Below are 15,229 nucleotides of genomic sequence, written 5' to 3'. Positions count from 1 at the left end.
TTATTCACAACCTCTCACAGGCTTATTACGAACAATTACCAACAGTTTCAGAAACTAATCTTCATTAATACGGACATTCGGATCGAAATCAGCGACAACGAGCACATCCATATGACGACCAAGCCGTAAAATCGTTTTGACAACGGACTTTCGAAGGAGCGATTGCCAAAATCCCTTTGTGGATTGTCCTATAATCATTTGCGTGCATTTGAGGGAGTCGGCTTTGGCGAGGAGCACTGTCGGCACTTCGCGCTGCGACCCGGCATGCGCAAGCTCGAAGCTTCCGCCCAGCCGCTCCGTCAATTCCCGGACCACGCACACTCTCTGCTTGAGTCTATCCGGGAGCGCAGCGGCGGGATGGACATACATCACATGCCATTCCGCTTTAAGTCTATATGCGATCCGGAAACCCCGCCTGATTAATCGGTCGGCATTGGAGCTTAGCGTAATCGCAACAAAGATACTCTCTCTCCTTCGCCATGGACCGCGCAGGGAACCATTTCGTTCCCAGGCTTCGAGTCGCTCGTCAACATCGTCAGCAATTTCCCGCAGAGCCAGTTCGCGCAGCGCGATCAGATTCCCTGTCTTAAAAAAGTTTCCGAGCGCCTGCTCTACCTTGTCAAGGGCGTAGATCCTGCCTTCCTGCATGCGCTGCTGCAGCGCTTTCGGCGCGACGTCAATCAGCTCCACCTCATCCGCGAGCCGGAGGATATTGTCAGGGACTGTCTCCCGGACGCGGACGCCGGTTATTTGCTCGACAGCATCGTTCAAGCTCTCCAAGTGCTGGACATTCATCGTTGAGATGACCGAGATGCCCGCATCCAGTATTTGAAGCACGTCCTCATATCGCTTTTTGTTCATGCTCCCCGGCACGTTCGTATGCGCCAGCTCGTCGATGAGCACCACCTCGGGATTCCGCTCGAGTATTGCGGGAACGTCCATCTCATTGAGTGAGGTGCCCCTGTAATCAATCACGGCCCGCGGTATCGTGTGCAGCTCCCCCACTTGAGCGGCTGTCTCCTTCCGCCCATGCGTCTCGAGCAGACCGATAACCACGTCGATGCCTTTACGCAGCAGCACATTTCCTTCGCGGAGCATTGTATACGTTTTACCGACGCCCGGCGCCGCGCCGATGTACACTTTGAATGTGCCGCGCCGGATACGTTCGATCTTTTGCTCCACTTCTTTCTCGCTCAGCCGCTTATAAGGAATCGGTTTCTCGATCCGGGTTTTGGTCGGAAGGATGCGCTCACCCTCCTGTTCCGCCCGGTCGGCGACGAAGAAGACGTCGACGTTCTTGATTTTCTTTAATATACCGTTCACGATCGAGCCCTGCCAAAATTCCTGCCAGCGGCTGTGCTTGGAATGGCCGAGTACGATGCGGGTAACGCCACGCTCCATCGCATACTTCACTAGCGTTTTCGGCAAATGGCGTCTGCCGGTTAGCAGAAGCTCCTCAAACTGGGCCCCTATTTTTTCCGTCAATTTGAGAATGGAACGTTTAAATGTAATCTGCTCTTTGCCGAGTGCGAGGCCCGGCTTGACAAGAGAAACAACGAGCAGCTCGCCGTTGAGCCGTTTGGCTATCTGCTGCCCGCGACGGATATATATCGAACCGTTCCAATGGTATTGGACGGATACCAGAATTCGTTCCGAAGCGCCGGATGGACCGATCAGCCCCTGCTCCTCCCGGTATTTCTCAAGTGAATCGTTGACCCCCTCCGCCACAAGACGAAGCGCCAGCTCCCTAAGCTTCCCGAGGTTTCCCCTCTTCAGTAAAGAAGCATCCTTCAGGCTGCTTAAATTCCCTTCATTCATCCGTTTCAAAATCGTCTCCGGTGTCACATCGATGAGCCGCACTTCATCCGCAAGCTCCAGCGTTTCAATCGGAACCGTCTCTTCCGCTTCAATCCCGGTCAAATTCCGGGCAAGCTCCGTCACGCCCTCAAGCTCATACACATTGACGGTTGTTATAACGCTGATTCCCCGGCTCCGCAGGTATTTAATATCTTCAAGCCGGGACGGAAACATCGCTTCCGGCCGGTTACGGTGGGCAAGCCCGTCAACGAGAACGACTTCAGGATTACGCTCAACCAGCGCTTCCACGTTCAGATCTTTCTTTTCAACGCTATCCTTGAACCAATGTATACTCGGTATGCGCTCAAGCGTACCGAGCTGTTCGACCGTTTCGGGACGCCTCATCGTAGAAACCGCACATACGACGACGTCGACGCCTTGGTCCTTTAGTGTTTGACCTTCCCGCAGCATATGATAGGTCTTTCCTGTACCGCTCACCGCACCGATGTAAATCTTTAGTCTGCCGCAATGAAGCTTTGAGATCGAATGCAATATTTCCTCCGGCGTTTTTCGTCTGTAGCTTTTCACAAAGAGCGCCCCCTGAATCCGTTATCCGCTTGTTTTTAACAGAACCCAATTCATAAATGATGAAAGAATAAGTGCAATGCCGAGGAAGAATATCCACTTTTTTATAACCAGGCTACGCTGAGCTCCGAATCCTTTTCCAAACAAAAGAAACAACATTTGCAGGACCATGAACGAACAAATAAATAAAAATACAAAAATCACCCGGCTTCTCACTCCCATAACTGAAAGTACCCCGCCTATTGATGTATAGGCAGGGTCAGGTTTTATTATTTACCCACTAAATGCTGCAGCTCGATATTCAATTTCAGTACGTTTACACGGGGTTCACCAAAGATGACCAAATCACGTCCAACCGTTTGCTTGCGGACGAGCTCTTCCAGCCGCAGTACCGGTATCCCCGTCAGTTTGCTGATCCGGGGAATTTGCACGCTCGCAGATTCCGGCGTGATGTCCGGATCAAGCCCCGAACCTGAGTTTGTTATGAGCGAGATTGGCAGCTTGCTTACCGGGACGTCCGGGTTCTCTTTCTTCCAAGCTTCGATCGAATCTTTCGTTCGCTTGAGCAGATCCGGATTGGATGGCCCATAGTTGTTCGAACCGGACGCCCCCGCGTTGTAACCGATGCTGGATACGCGGCCCTGAAAATATTTCGGATCCGTAAAGCTCTGTCCGATGAGCTCGGACCCGACGACCTCTCCTGCAGCGTTCTTGATCAAGCTGCCGTTCGCCTGGTAAGGCATGAACAGCTGAGCAAGACCTGTACACGCCAGCGGATACAGAATGCCGCAGAGTACGATAAACACGATGCTTGCTCTTACCGCAACAACTACATAGGAACCTCCGGTCGGTTCCGGCAGGCTTACCGATTTATTCATCGTAGATTTCCTTCCTTTCCGATTAAACCCAAAGGTGGACGATCATATCAATGAGCTTGATACCGATAAACGGTACGACCACGCCGCCGAGACCATAGACAAACAAGTTCCGGCTAAGCAGCTTCGAGGCGCTCATCGGTTTATATTTGACACCTTTCATCGCCAGTGGAATGAGAAGCGGTATAATAACGGCGTTGAAAATGAGCGCCGATAGGATGGCCGACATCGGCGAGCCCAGATGCATCACGTTCAATGCGTTCATCTGCGGGATCGCGAGTGTGAACATGGCGGGGATGATCGCAAAATACTTCGCGATATCGTTGGCGATGCTGAACGTTGTCAGCGCCCCGCGCGTCATGAGCAGCTGCTTGCCAATGGACACGACCTCGATGATTTTCGACGGGTCGGAATCCAGATCAACCATGTTGGCCGCTTCTTTCGCGGCGACGGTGCCGCTGTTCATCGCAAGCCCGACGTCGGCCTGAGCCAGCGCCGGCGCGTCATTCGTGCCGTCACCGGTCATCGCGACGAGTTTGCCTTCAGCCTGCTCGCGGCGGATGACAGCGATTTTGTCCTCCGGTTTGCTTTCTGCGATAAAATCGTCCACCCCGGCTTCGCGCGCGATTGTCGCAGCCGTAAGCGGATTATCACCGGTACACATGATCGTCTTGATGCCCATCTTGCGAAGCTGGTCGAACCGCTCTCGCATGCCCGGCTTTACGGTATCCTTCAAATAGATCAGGCCGAAGATGCGGTTATCCACGGCAACGGCAAGCGGTGTCCCGCCCTCGGATGCAACCGCGTTACCTTTGTCGTCGAGGTCGCCCGGGATGGAACCGCCCTGCGCCGACACCCATTTCTTCACCGCATCGACCGCGCCCTTGCGGACCTTGCGGCCTCCCTCCAAATCGACCCCGCTCATTCTGGTTTCCGCTTTGAATTCGATAAACTCCGCGCCAGATGCCAGCGACTCCTGAAAGCTCAAATTTTGTTTCTTCATCAGCTCCAGCACAGAGCGGCCTTCCGGAGTCTCGTCCTTCACTGAACTGATGGCAGACCATTCAGCTACGGTTTCGACGCTTTCGCCGCCGACCGGAATGAATTCGCCGGCCATCCGGTTTCCGAAGGTGATGGTGCCCGTCTTGTCCAGAATCATCGTGTTGATGTCGCCTGCGGCTTCGACCGCTTTACCGGACATCGCGAGTACGTTGAACTGCGTGACGCGGTCCATGCCGGCGATCCCGATCGCCGACAGCAGTCCGCCGATCGTGGTCGGGATAAGGCAGACGAGCAAAGCGATAAGGACAGGGACATCAAGTACAATATTCAGATACTTCGCAATCGGAGCGAGCGTGACGACAACAATCAGGAAAATGAGCGTCAAGCTCGTAAGCAGCGTGTTCAGCGCCAGCTCGTTCGGCGTTTTCTGCCGCTTGGCGCCTTCCACCAGCGAGATCATCCTGTCAATGAACGATTCCCCGGGGTCGCTTGAGATGCGCACCTTGATTTGATCGCTGACGACGCGGGTTCCGCCTGTCACGGAGCTAAAGTCGCCGCCGGCCTCCTTGATGACCGGGGCAGATTCGCCGGTAATGGCCGACTCGTCAACGGAAGCGAGACCTTCGATTACTTCTCCGTCTCCAGGTATCATTTCACCTTGCGAGACGATGACGATGTCTCCTTTGCGGAGCTCGGTGGATGACACGACTTTCACGCTTCCCAAGGCCAGCTTATTGGCCGTCATTTCTTTTTTCGATTTCTTCAGCGAATCTGCTTGCGCTTTACCTCGTCCTTCAGCGAGTGCCTCGGCAAAATTGGCGAACAACACCGTAAACAGAAGGATCACAAATACCGTCAAATTAAACCCGACATTGTGTCCCGTGCCGAAATAGGATGGAAAAACGGTCATCAACAGTACGACAAGCGTACCGACTTCAACTACAAACATGACCGGATTTTTCAACATCGTGATCGGATTTAATTTGATAAAACTGTCTTTTACCGCACCCTGTACGATAGAAGAGGATAGCATCGGTCTTCGATTCGTGCTCATTGTCGGTTCACCTCATCCGTTCCGTTAGCGAAGTGTCAATTGCTCTGCGATCGGCCCGAGGACCAGAGCAGGCAAGAACGTCAGCGCTCCAATAATCAATACTGTTCCGATCAAGATACCCATGAACAAGCCATTGTCCGTCCGGAACGTCCCAACCGTCTCCGGCACCCACTGCTTGCGGACTAGCGAACCGGCCACGGCCAGCATAGCGATCATGGAAACATACCGGCCAAGCAGCATGACTATCCCGGTTGAAATATTCCAAAACGGCGTGTTATCGGCAAGCCCCTCGAAGCCGGAGCCGTTGTTCGCCCCGGAAGATGCATACTGATAAAGCACCTGTGAAATGCCGTGAAATCCGGGATTTGTAATCGATCCTTTTCCGAGATCAGTCAAGAACGCGATAGCCGTCGGTACAAGGATAATGAACGGATGCGTCAGAATCGCGACGGCGATCAGCTTCATCTCTCGCGGCTCAATTTTACGGCCCAGGAACTCCGGCGTCCGGCCAACCATGAGCCCGGCAAGGAACACGCCCAAAATCGCATACATCAGCATGTTCACAAGGCCGACGCCTTTGCCGCCAAATACGCAGTTGAGCATCATTTGAGCAAGCGCTCCGAGTCCGCCGATCGGCGTGAGCGTGTCGTGCATGTTATCGACCGAACCGGTTGTTGCGGCGGTCGTAACGGCCGTGAATAGCGCCGATTGCGCAATGCCGAAACGGACCTCTTTCCCTTCCATACTGCCTTGTGAGGCGTCGATGCCAAGCTTGTTCAGCACCGGGTTGCCGCGTAGTTCTGCAGCATATATCATGACAAGGAATACGATAAACATGGACATCATTGCACCGAATATGACCCAGCCTTGCTTGCGGTTTTTGGAAAACAAACCATAGGTATAAGGCAAGGAGGCAGGCAGCGCCCACATCGATAAAATTTCGATTACATTCGTCAGCGGACTCGGGTTTTCGAAAGGATGCGCCGAGTTGACTCCGAAGAAACCGCCGCCGTTCGTGCCCAAATGCTTGATGGACTCTAACGATGCAACCGGGCCGATCGCGATGTGCTGCGCTGCGCCCTCAAGCGTTGTCACGCTAAGCGTCGGTTCCAGCGTCTGAGGCACATGAAGCGCCACCATTACAAGCGTGAGAATGAGGGCAGCCGGAATAAAAATCCGCGTGTGCGCCTTCACGAAGTCTTCGAAGAAGTTGCCGATTGTCTCCCCTTTGCTCGTCAAACCGCGAACAAAAGCGATCGCAACCGAGAAACCCGTCGCCGCCGATGTGAACATCATCATCATGATAACGATCATCTGTGAAAAGTAAGAGAGCCCCGTCTCGCCGCTGTAATCCTGCAGGTTTGTATTCGTCATGAAGCTGATGACTGTGTTAAACGTCAGCGTTTGCTCCATGTTATCGATACCGTTAGGATTCAACGGCAGCACTTGCTGCAAACGCAAAATCACATAGCTGACTGCAACAAGTACGATATTCATTAGCAGAAAACTGAGCGCATACTTTTTCCATGTCATGCCGGCTCGCTGCTTGAGGCCAATCAGCGTATACAGGATGCGTTCGAAAGGTCCGAATAGTTTATCCAAGCGATTCGGCTCGTTTGAAAAAACATGATATACGTACGTCCCAAGCGGTTTGACTAGTAAAACAATCACCGCCAAGACGATCACTATTTGCAAAATGCCCATCCGGCAACCTCCTTAGAACGGTCTGATCATCAAAATTTTTCAGGATTAATCAAGGCATAAACCAGATAAAGAAAAATAAATAACGTAAAAATCAAGACTGCAATCATAATTGCTCTCCACCTGCCTCATCAATGACTTGGCTGCACCAGGATAGAAAACCGTAGAATAATGTAAAAGCGCCGCCAAGCAGCAAAATCATATATAGGTCAAGCATATTAAGCCTCCTTTACGCATCTGACAACAGATCATCGGTTATAAGGAAAGAGATATCGTTACTGCTGGTATGGATGACATAATTGGCGCCAAGCCCTTTGTATACGAGCCTCGGATTGCAGCTGTCCGTTATGACATAAATCGGCTTTGTCGTCCAGCTGCGGCATATTTGTATATACCGGCAGCAAAGGTTAAGACTGCTTTCAAACAAATATACCTTTCCGATCCGAAACTCCGGAACAGCCCATGTAATTTCCTTGGTTGTATTTACCGCTATGATGCGCTCTACTCCAAGAGTCATTATGCGTTCATGTTCCGCCTTATTGCGGGTAATTACAGCAAATGGAATACGCTTGTCTTTCAGTTGCCTGATAAAGTCTTCGCCTCGAATATTCGGCGCCGAAACCAAAATCAAATCTTGCAATTCGCGTTTCTCCTCCTTGGTTTTCAGGAGTAGGCAACAAAAAAGAAGCCATTGGAAGAGGAACTCTTCTCGCGGCTTCTAGGCACAGTAAAAAACCGTGTCTATTCACGTTAAAAAGTTGCCTCTCTCTGGTACGCTTACGAGGTTAGCTGCCGGATTCGGGCGTGAGAGTCGCCCTACGCCTGGTTGCCATGCAACCGGGCGATTCACCCCATGGATTATAAGACAATCCGTTCGGGTCCCCCGTTCCCTCCTTTATTAGAGGGATTCAGCGAAAAAGACGTTTGCTGAATAAAAAAAACCGCATAGGGAATCTACCCTGCGGCCGATAAAGTCACAAGATCATCCTCCCAACAATGAAGAACCAGATTCTGAAATGAAACAGAATGTTGTCCTTCTACACTTACGAGGTTAGCTGCCGGATTCGGGCTGTGAGAGTAGCCCTACCCGAAGAAGCAACCTTGTCAGTTGGCTCCTCCAGGATTCACCCCAAATGACGGATTATCGACTCTCACATCGAAAGCCGTCATTACATGGTTCCCCCGCTTTCCTTAACGGAAACTCAGCGATTTGATGAAAATATTTCAATTCATGAATCGTATATTACGCCTCCTCTGTCGGTTTGTAAATATAACTAACATGCTGCAAACTGCCTTTACATCACACGTGCATCGATTGCAGCGCTTACATCTTTTAGGAACTCTATAACGCTCTCTCTATCTCATTATCTCTTCGGTTTATAACAATGGTTCATTGTGGTACTGCCGCTTTCACCCTGCCTTCTTTTTATATCTCCATCACGACCTTTCACCAACAGATGCTGCCCACAAAGTTGATCCTTAGCTTCGCATCGGCCCACGAATTGGTGCCGTTTCCGGCTCTTATCGAAGCTTTAATAATGGAAGTGACGTTTGAGGCGCTTCGCGAAGCGGGAGTACGGCTCCCGAAGCAAGTGGGGGCAGCGGTGAGTATTGTCGGCGCGATTGTTATCGGAGAAGCGGCGGTAATGGCTGGGCTTATTTCTGCCCCATTGGCGAAGGAGACGGTTGCGCGGGTACAAAGAGACCAATACGGACGTTCTTGGCTATGCGGATGCTTTTTATAACAAATATATCCTCAGATTTGGAAACAGACACGGGACAACTGGGGCACTCAGTTCCGGCAGGTCGAAACCGATTATGATATCCATGTGAACATTGCACGACCAGGCGAATACGTGCCGCCTTTAGCTGTAAAAAAGGATGGAGGGAAATAATGCTGGTAACGGCAAAGGTATTGTCTGTTGCTTTTATTCTCTTTTTGATCGGCTTATATGAGTGGCCCAAAATAAATCGCCGTTTAAAAAGGGAGCGTATCGTTTTCGTATTACTCTGCACGCTGACGCTTGTGGTGTCGGAAGAGCCGATAGGTTATCCGAAAATGCCCGGAGATATATCCATTGCCGAGTGTGACAGCAATATTTTACAAGCTGGAGCAATACATTACGGTGGAAACGTCGCCTTCCTTGTTTTACACTTGAAGGAGTAAAACTTCTAGCATAAAGGATGGATGACATGAAGCATCAGAAAATCGCTCTCACACCGCCGATGGGATGGAACAGTTGGGATTGTTATGGAGCAGCTGTACGTGAAGAGGAAATCAGAGGAAATGCGCAATATATGGCGAATCATTTGAAACAGCACGGCTGGGAGTACGTCGTGGTCGATATTCAGTGGTACGAGCCGGGTGCGGTTTCCTCCCAATACCGGCCTTTTGTTCCGCTGGAGATGGATGAATACTCGCGTCTTATACCTGCCGCAAACCGTTTTCCCTCCGCAGCCGGCGGACTTGGGTTCAAGCCGCTCGCAGATTATGTGCACAGCCTATCGCTTAAATTCGGCATTCATATTATGCGCGGAATTCCGCGGCAAGCCGTTCACGCTGACACTCCTGTAATGGGAACTTCAGCTACAGCCAGAGATATCGCCCACACGAACTCGATCTGTCCGTGGAATACGGATATGTACGGCGTGGATGCTTCCAAAGAAGGAGCCCAGGCCTACTACGATTCCCTGTTTCGGATGTATGCCGAATGGGGCGTAGACTTCGTCAAAGTGGACGATATCGCGGCTTCGCGCCTTTATCATATTCATAAAGAAGAAATCGGTCTGATTCGCAAGGCAATCGACAACTGCGGCCGCCCGATGGTGTTAAGTCTTTCTCCGGGTCCGGCGCCGCTTGAATACGCTTCCGTCTTCATCGCTGGCGCCAACATGTGGCGGATGACGGACGATTTCTGGGATCTGTGGCCGCTGCTGCACGGCATGTTCGAACGGTGCGAGAAGTGGGCGGAGCACGTCGGCCCCGGACAATGGCCGGATTGCGACATGCTGCCGCTTGGGCATCTCGGCATCCGTTCGGTGGATGGCGGCGGCGCCGACCGCTGGACCCGCTTTACGCAGGATGAGCAGCTCACGATGATGACGCTTTGGAGCATTTTCCGTTCCCCGCTCATGTTCGGCGGAGAGATGCGGGACAATGACGAATGGACGCTTTCGCTGCTAACGAACGAAGAGGTTCTGGCCATGCACCGCAGCAGCAGCGGTGCCCGGCAGGTATATAGGGACGGCGAGCGTATCGTTTGGACTGCCTCAGATGATAACGGGGCGATATACGCTGCGCTTTTCAATGCCGGAGATGAACCTGCGACCGTCAGCGTTTCACTCGAGCAATTAGGAGCAGGGTCGCCGAAACAGGCAAGGGATCTGTGGAACCGGAAGGATATCGGTACGGTTACGGATACGCTGAAGGCAGACCTCCCTCCTCACGGAGCGTCCCTTTACAAATTGATTTAAAAATTTGCACTGTGCAAGAATCAGGCCTGTCTCTTCCTCCACAAGAGACAGGCCTGCTGTATGCCGGGATGAAAAAAGGCGGCTGTTCTGATACGCTATCTGCATAGACAATAGATTATGAATGAGTCCCAAGGAGGATTTTCGCATGACGGAGCAACCCTCCAACTATTCGGTCATCGGATTCCGTTTTTCCGAACAGCCCCCGCATCCCTTATTTGAATTATTTGCAATCGGCCAGGAAAGAATTACATCAACAGATTATAATTGGGACGGCTTGAAACGGACTGACGGTCCCCTTCTGCTTTTTCAATACACGCTTGCAGGGAGCGGATGCATCCGTATTGGCGAGCAGACGCACAAGCTCGGTCCCGGCGCGGCCTTTCTGGTCGAAATCCCAGGCGATCACCGTTACTTCTTTCCGGCTTCCGGGCAATCGTGGGAGTTTCTGTTTATCTTAATCCGGCCGTCGGGGGTTCTGGATTATTGGATCGACATTAAAGGGCAGCTCGGTTCGGTCACGCATATTCCAAAAGACCAGCCGATTATCCAGCTGCTGCAGTATATGTACCGGAATGCTAGAAACGGTGTCATTTCCGATGCCTACCATGCCTCCTCCACCGTCTACCAATTCTCGATGGAGCTGCTTCGTTTCAGCTGCCAAGGCACAGCGGCGGATCATTGGCCGGCCAATATCAAGAAGGCCGCGGAGTGGATTGAGCTGCATTATGACCGTATTATCGGTATTGATGAGATTTGCGGACACGCGGAACTGTCCAAATATCATTTCGTCCGCCGTTTCACTCAAGTAACCGGCCAAAGTCCGAATACCTACTTGACCAAGGTTCGGATCGGACATGCCATCCGGCTCCTCAGGGAGACCGATCTTCATATAGATGAAGTGGCGCGGTCCGTCGGCTTTGCAGGCGGCAGTTATTTCACGAAGGTGTTTCGTAAATGGACAGGCAGCTCGCCAAGCGAGTTCCGGCATGGGCGCGATCGTTTGTCCTTCCATCAGTTCTTCTTCGGTTAAGTGCCTGTATTACCCGGGTACAAGCTGATTAGACTCGTCTCTACAATGTTAATTTCTTTCACATAATAGTGACAATGAAGCCGCGGCCGGTCATATACTGGAATCAGAGTCAGCAGGAAAGCGAGGGAGCATGCAATGGGCAGCAAAACACGGAAAGTGGCGGTTGTCGGTGTCGGTTTTGTCGGGGCAAGCTGCGCTTATTCAATGGTGAACCAGTCGATTTGCGACGAAATTCTGCTCATCGACAGAACGGCTGAACGTGCTTATGCTCAGGCGCTTGATCTTTCCCACTGCATGGATTTCACTCATACCAGGACGAAAGTGTACGCGGGCGGTTATGAGGATTGCAGCGATGCCGATATCGTCGTTCTATGCGCCGGCGCAAATCCGAATCCGAGCGACAGCCGACTTAGTATGCTGGACAGCTCCTTATGAACAGCGGATTTAACGGCATATTCGTTGCTGCCGCGAACCCGGTTGACATCGTCACGTACATGGTATGGAAGCTATCCGGACTCCCTCGCGCTCAAGTAATCGGAACAGGCACTTCGATCGATTCATCGCGGCTAAAAACGCTGCTCTGCGAGTTTCTACCTGTCGACCCCCGAAGCGTTCAGGGATATGTGCTCGGCGAGCATGGTGAATCACAATTCCCGGCCTGGTCGCACGTAACGATCGGGGGCAAGCCGATTCTGGATATTCTCGCCCAGCATCCCCACCGTTTCGGACATATTAAGCTTGATGAAATCGCAGCCAAAACACGCAATGCCGGATGGGAAATCATGCAGCGAAAAGGCTCGACACACTACGGAATCGCCAATGCAATCGCGCACATCGTCAGGTCCGTCTTGAATGACGATTACAAGATAACGGCGGTCTCCGCCATTTTGGAAGGAGAGTACGGGGTGAGCGGTCTGTGTGCCGGCGTGCCGGCGATATTGACGCGGCGCGGCATCGTGGAGCTGGTTGAGCTAAACCTCACGCAGGAAGAGAAGGAACAATTCGCTTATTCCTGCTCCGTCCTCCGCGCCGCGGCCGAACCGCTGGCTTTTCAATGATCAACTAAAATCGCCCTCAACCTGGCCGATACGGCTTAAGGGAGGGCGATTTGCTTTCGTAAGTGTATCTAAGCTGTTATCCGTTTATCCCGGCCAAATTTGCAACTTCTTGCGGCGAAAGGGCCCCTTCATATATGCGCAAATCGTCCATCAGGCCTTTATATGGAGTATCCCACCAGTTCACGCCCAAGCTGAAGCTGGCATCGGCAACCGTAAAGATATCCGGAAAATTCGTCCCTGTAAACTTCTCTACCCCGTTAACGTAGAGATGGATTGTCCCGTTATCGACGGAGAAAGCCAGATGGGTCCATTCTCCCGTTTTGATCGTCATACCAGCCACAGCATCGTACCATCTCGAGCCGGACCAGACCATGGTGTTTCCGCCTACGGGACCGCTCGGAACGAGGCTTACCCAGTTGCTGCTGTCTCGGGCTCCGAAGAAAGTCGTTGTAAACATCGTGAGCTGCTCAGGCTTTAACCACAGTGATACGGAATACGTATTGCTTGAGATCAGGCCGTTCGGCAAACGGACACCGGAAGTTCCGTCAAAGGCTGCAGCTTTACCGAGTTTACCGTCAGCATAAGTTATTGTGCCGCCTGAATTATCGATTCGATTACCGGTTGGCGTTCCTGTGCCGAATTTTTCAGTCGTATCGCTGAGGTTATCGTCAAATGTATAATGAGCCGCGAGGCCGGCGGCCTGATACGGCAAAACCGTAATTGTAAAGCTCTTTGTTGCGGTTACTTCACCTTTGGTGATGGTTGCGGTAAGCACAGCCGTTACACTATCCGAACCGACCTCCGGGCGATGGATGATTCCAGAGTCCGTTATAACGCCGGAATCGGATGACTGCCATGTAATTTGTGAGTTTTGGGTACCTGCTGCGGGAAGCGTCAAATTCGAAATGACGTTCGACGTCTCGCCGAGATTAAGATCATTCAGAACAGCCGCGACTATTTCCTGGTCGGTTTTATTCGGCTGCTTACTTCCCCACACGGATACACCCTGATTCGACATCGCTGTGAACGTCATCACATAGCGTTCCAGGGTTGGGTCCCACAGACGCACGAATACGCCGTAATAGGTGTTCCCATCGACCGTGATTTCCGCTTTGTTATGGCTGGTCTTCTTCCATGTGCCGTTCACATCGCCGGAAATGGTATAGTCATTGTTTAAACGAATGAATACCGAGTTTCTGATCGCTGCGGAATTGTCTTTTCCATGGTTAATCAATTTATATTCCCCGATCAAATCCTGCTCGTTCACTTTGTCAAGCTTCTCACCGGCATATCGGTACGGAGCAACCACCGGCCAGCCCTTCTCGTTCATAAACATTTGATGAACCCGAACCTCGTGGAATTCGCCGGTTTGCGGGAAGCGTGTATGGAAAACCAGGAACTGCTGCCCTGTTTTAGGATCAAGGTATACGGAATTATGACCCGGTGAAACGTAGCCGACGCCGATTCCGGTTCCGGGGTCCCCGATTTTTCTATCAAATAAATAATTGCTCATCAGTTTGTTGCCATAAGGAGCATTATCCGTGTTGCCTGGTAGGACGGCATTCAATCCTTGTGCATCAACATAAGGACCTTCAGGGGATGTCGAGCGGAACTGTCTCATATTATAACCGCCGTCCGCGCCTAACCACCCATAAGTCATGTATAAGTAGTAATAGCCTGCATTCTTATCGTACACGACGTAGGGACCTTCCCCTGATTTCGTGTATCCGCCTGCAATTTTCGTTCCGAAATACCGGTCGATCAGTCTGCCGTCGGCAGTCGTCCCGTCTTCGCCCGGGTATATCGCTTTACCTGTGGTCTTATTGATTTCAAGCAGGAAAATACCACCGGACCACGAACCGTAAGTCATCCACAGCTTACCATTCGCATCATAAAACAGATTGGCATCGATCGCATTCGGATACATGCTGTTCGCATAAGATCCGTTTGCATTAAACCATTCCGGCCTTGTTCCCTTAAGCGTACCGCTATCAATAAGCGCCTGAATGTTCGTATTCGACCATTTCTTGTTAATCACGCTGTTGTTATCGTAAGCCTGATCTCTCGTAAAACCGGAATATACGACAGTATCGCCGTACGTATAAGGTCCTTCTATGTTCTTGGATACCGCATAGCCGATCGCGGATCGAATATATGTGGACGATGCGCAGTAATACATCATGTACGCGCCGATCGTTCCATCTTTATTGATATAGTCCTTATTCCAGAAAACATCCGGAGCCCAAACGGAAAACCCGCCCTTACTGTCGGAATCATTCTCACCGGCCCAGGCAAAAGAACCCGCCAGATTGGAAGAAAGATCGCCGTATAATACATTGCCCGGCGTAGTGTAACCGTTCGTAAACCGGGTCCAGCTCTGCAAATCGGTTGACTTTGCAGCATCAATATGCGAACCGAAGACGTAGAATGTATCGCCGTCTTTAACAATCGAAGGGTCGTGAACGGAAACGTTTTGAAATACCGGAACTGCGCCTTGCTCATCAACATAGGGCTTGTTACTATTATCGCTAAGCTGACTACTCGTACTCTCCATCCCCTCTGCCACTATGATACTTGGTATCATTAATACAAACATTAAGAAAAGAAGTGTAAATCTGCGCATCAAGCTTTTGCTCATTCTCATTCATTGTTC

The 15,229-nt window shown here is 51.4% G+C and carries 11 protein-coding genes, 2 pseudogenes and 2 riboswitches; of the genes and pseudogenes, 5 read left to right on the top strand and 8 right to left on the bottom strand.

All coding sequences use genetic code 11. The features are described from left to right. Positions 1 to 54: 54 nt before the first annotated feature. From KZ483_RS09785 to KZ483_RS09755, 7 genes are all read right to left on the bottom strand, one after another. Positions 55 to 2,385 carry a histidine kinase gene (locus KZ483_RS09785; RefSeq protein ID WP_220352465.1) on the bottom strand — a complete coding sequence of 777 codons (2,331 nt, stop codon included), beginning with the start codon at positions 2,383 to 2,385 and terminating at the stop codon, positions 55 to 57. A gap of 266 nt (positions 2,386 to 2,651) precedes the next feature. Further along, positions 2,652 to 3,260 carry a potassium-transporting ATPase subunit KdpC gene (gene kdpC, locus KZ483_RS09780; protein WP_220352464.1) on the bottom strand — a complete coding sequence of 203 codons (609 nt, stop codon included), beginning with the start codon at positions 3,258 to 3,260 and terminating at the stop codon, positions 2,652 to 2,654. A gap of 22 nt (positions 3,261 to 3,282) precedes the next feature. Then, on the bottom strand, positions 3,283 to 5,313 hold the full coding sequence (gene kdpB / locus KZ483_RS09775; protein WP_220352463.1) for a potassium-transporting ATPase subunit KdpB: 2,031 nt from the start codon (positions 5,311 to 5,313) through the stop codon (positions 3,283 to 3,285). Between the two features lie 24 nt (positions 5,314 to 5,337). After that, positions 5,338 to 7,017 (bottom strand): potassium-transporting ATPase subunit KdpA, encoded by a 1,680-nt coding sequence (kdpA, locus tag KZ483_RS09770; RefSeq protein ID WP_220352461.1) that lies wholly within the window; start codon positions 7,015 to 7,017, stop codon positions 5,338 to 5,340. Positions 7,018 to 7,046: 29 nt separating this feature from the next. Then, positions 7,047 to 7,124, bottom strand: a complete 78-nt coding sequence (gene kdpF, locus KZ483_RS29110; RefSeq protein WP_220353360.1) for a K(+)-transporting ATPase subunit F — start codon at positions 7,122 to 7,124, stop codon at positions 7,047 to 7,049. Continuing rightward, on the bottom strand, positions 7,121 to 7,231 hold the full coding sequence (locus tag KZ483_RS09760; RefSeq protein ID WP_220352459.1) for a DUF2681 domain-containing protein: 111 nt from the start codon (positions 7,229 to 7,231) through the stop codon (positions 7,121 to 7,123). Before KZ483_RS09760 ends, kdpF begins: the two co-directional genes overlap by 4 nt. A 12-nt stretch (positions 7,232 to 7,243) precedes the next feature. Further along, complete coding sequence (locus KZ483_RS09755; protein ID WP_220352458.1) at positions 7,244 to 7,654, bottom strand: DUF4218 domain-containing protein; 411 nt, start codon at positions 7,652 to 7,654, stop codon at positions 7,244 to 7,246. A gap of 119 nt (positions 7,655 to 7,773) precedes the next feature. Beyond that, a riboswitch (cyclic di-AMP (ydaO/yuaA leader) is annotated at positions 7,774 to 7,938 on the bottom strand. Between the two features lie 101 nt (positions 7,939 to 8,039). Further along, positions 8,040 to 8,232, bottom strand: a riboswitch (cyclic di-AMP (ydaO/yuaA leader). A gap of 137 nt (positions 8,233 to 8,369) precedes the next feature. On the opposite strand from KZ483_RS09755, the pseudogene KZ483_RS09750 reads away from it, so the two are divergent. From KZ483_RS09750 to KZ483_RS09730, 5 genes and pseudogenes are all read left to right on the top strand, one after another. Then, positions 8,370 to 8,687, top strand: a pseudogene (locus tag KZ483_RS09750) (spore germination protein); the annotation flags it as partial. 221 nt (positions 8,688 to 8,908) lie between these two features. Next, positions 8,909 to 9,181 (top strand): hypothetical protein, encoded by a 273-nt coding sequence (locus tag KZ483_RS09745; RefSeq protein WP_220352456.1) that lies wholly within the window; start codon positions 8,909 to 8,911, stop codon positions 9,179 to 9,181. A gap of 26 nt (positions 9,182 to 9,207) precedes the next feature. Further along, positions 9,208 to 10,488 (top strand): glycoside hydrolase family 27 protein, encoded by a 1,281-nt coding sequence (locus KZ483_RS09740; RefSeq protein WP_220352455.1) that lies wholly within the window; start codon positions 9,208 to 9,210, stop codon positions 10,486 to 10,488. 145 nt (positions 10,489 to 10,633) lie between these two features. After that, on the top strand, positions 10,634 to 11,518 hold the full coding sequence (locus tag KZ483_RS09735; RefSeq protein WP_220352454.1) for a helix-turn-helix domain-containing protein: 885 nt from the start codon (positions 10,634 to 10,636) through the stop codon (positions 11,516 to 11,518). Positions 11,519 to 11,653: 135 nt separating this feature from the next. Beyond that, positions 11,654 to 12,576: pseudogene (locus KZ483_RS09730) on the top strand (L-lactate dehydrogenase). A 76-nt stretch (positions 12,577 to 12,652) separates the two neighbouring features. On the opposite strand, the gene KZ483_RS09725 reads toward KZ483_RS09730, so the two are convergent. Beyond that, positions 12,653 to 15,214, bottom strand: a complete 2,562-nt coding sequence (locus tag KZ483_RS09725; protein WP_220353359.1) for a LamG-like jellyroll fold domain-containing protein — start codon at positions 15,212 to 15,214, stop codon at positions 12,653 to 12,655. Between the last annotated feature and the right edge of the window lie 15 nt (positions 15,215 to 15,229).

It is taken from the genome of Paenibacillus sp. sptzw28 (assembly GCF_019550795.1).
Lineage (GTDB): Bacteria > Bacillota > Bacilli > Paenibacillales > Paenibacillaceae > Paenibacillus_Z.
Note: the sequence above shows the minus strand (reverse complement) of the source record. Positions and strands in the feature narration are given on the sequence as shown.

What these genes read in the sequence shown, in the direction of transcription:
- kdpC (WP_220352464.1), bottom strand. Translation starts at nt 3,260, where the DNA reads ATGAATAAATCGGTAAGCCTGCCGGAACCGACCGGAGGTTCCTATGTA.
- kdpB (WP_220352463.1), bottom strand. Translation starts at nt 5,313, where the DNA reads ATGAGCACGAATCGAAGACCGATGCTATCCTCTTCTATCGTACAGGGT.
- kdpA (WP_220352461.1), bottom strand. Translation starts at nt 7,017, where the DNA reads ATGGGCATTTTGCAAATAGTGATCGTCTTGGCGGTGATTGTTTTACTA.
- kdpF (WP_220353360.1), bottom strand. Translation starts at nt 7,124, where the DNA reads ATGATTGCAGTCTTGATTTTTACGTTATTTATTTTTCTTTATCTGGTT.
- KZ483_RS09760 (WP_220352459.1), bottom strand. Translation starts at nt 7,231, where the DNA reads ATGCTTGACCTATATATGATTTTGCTGCTTGGCGGCGCTTTTACATTA.
- KZ483_RS09745 (WP_220352456.1), top strand. Translation starts at nt 8,909, where the DNA reads ATGCTGGTAACGGCAAAGGTATTGTCTGTTGCTTTTATTCTCTTTTTG.
- KZ483_RS09740 (WP_220352455.1), top strand. Translation starts at nt 9,208, where the DNA reads ATGAAGCATCAGAAAATCGCTCTCACACCGCCGATGGGATGGAACAGT.
- KZ483_RS09735 (WP_220352454.1), top strand. Translation starts at nt 10,634, where the DNA reads ATGACGGAGCAACCCTCCAACTATTCGGTCATCGGATTCCGTTTTTCC.
- KZ483_RS09725 (WP_220353359.1), bottom strand. Translation starts at nt 15,214, where the DNA reads ATGAGCAAAAGCTTGATGCGCAGATTTACACTTCTTTTCTTAATGTTT.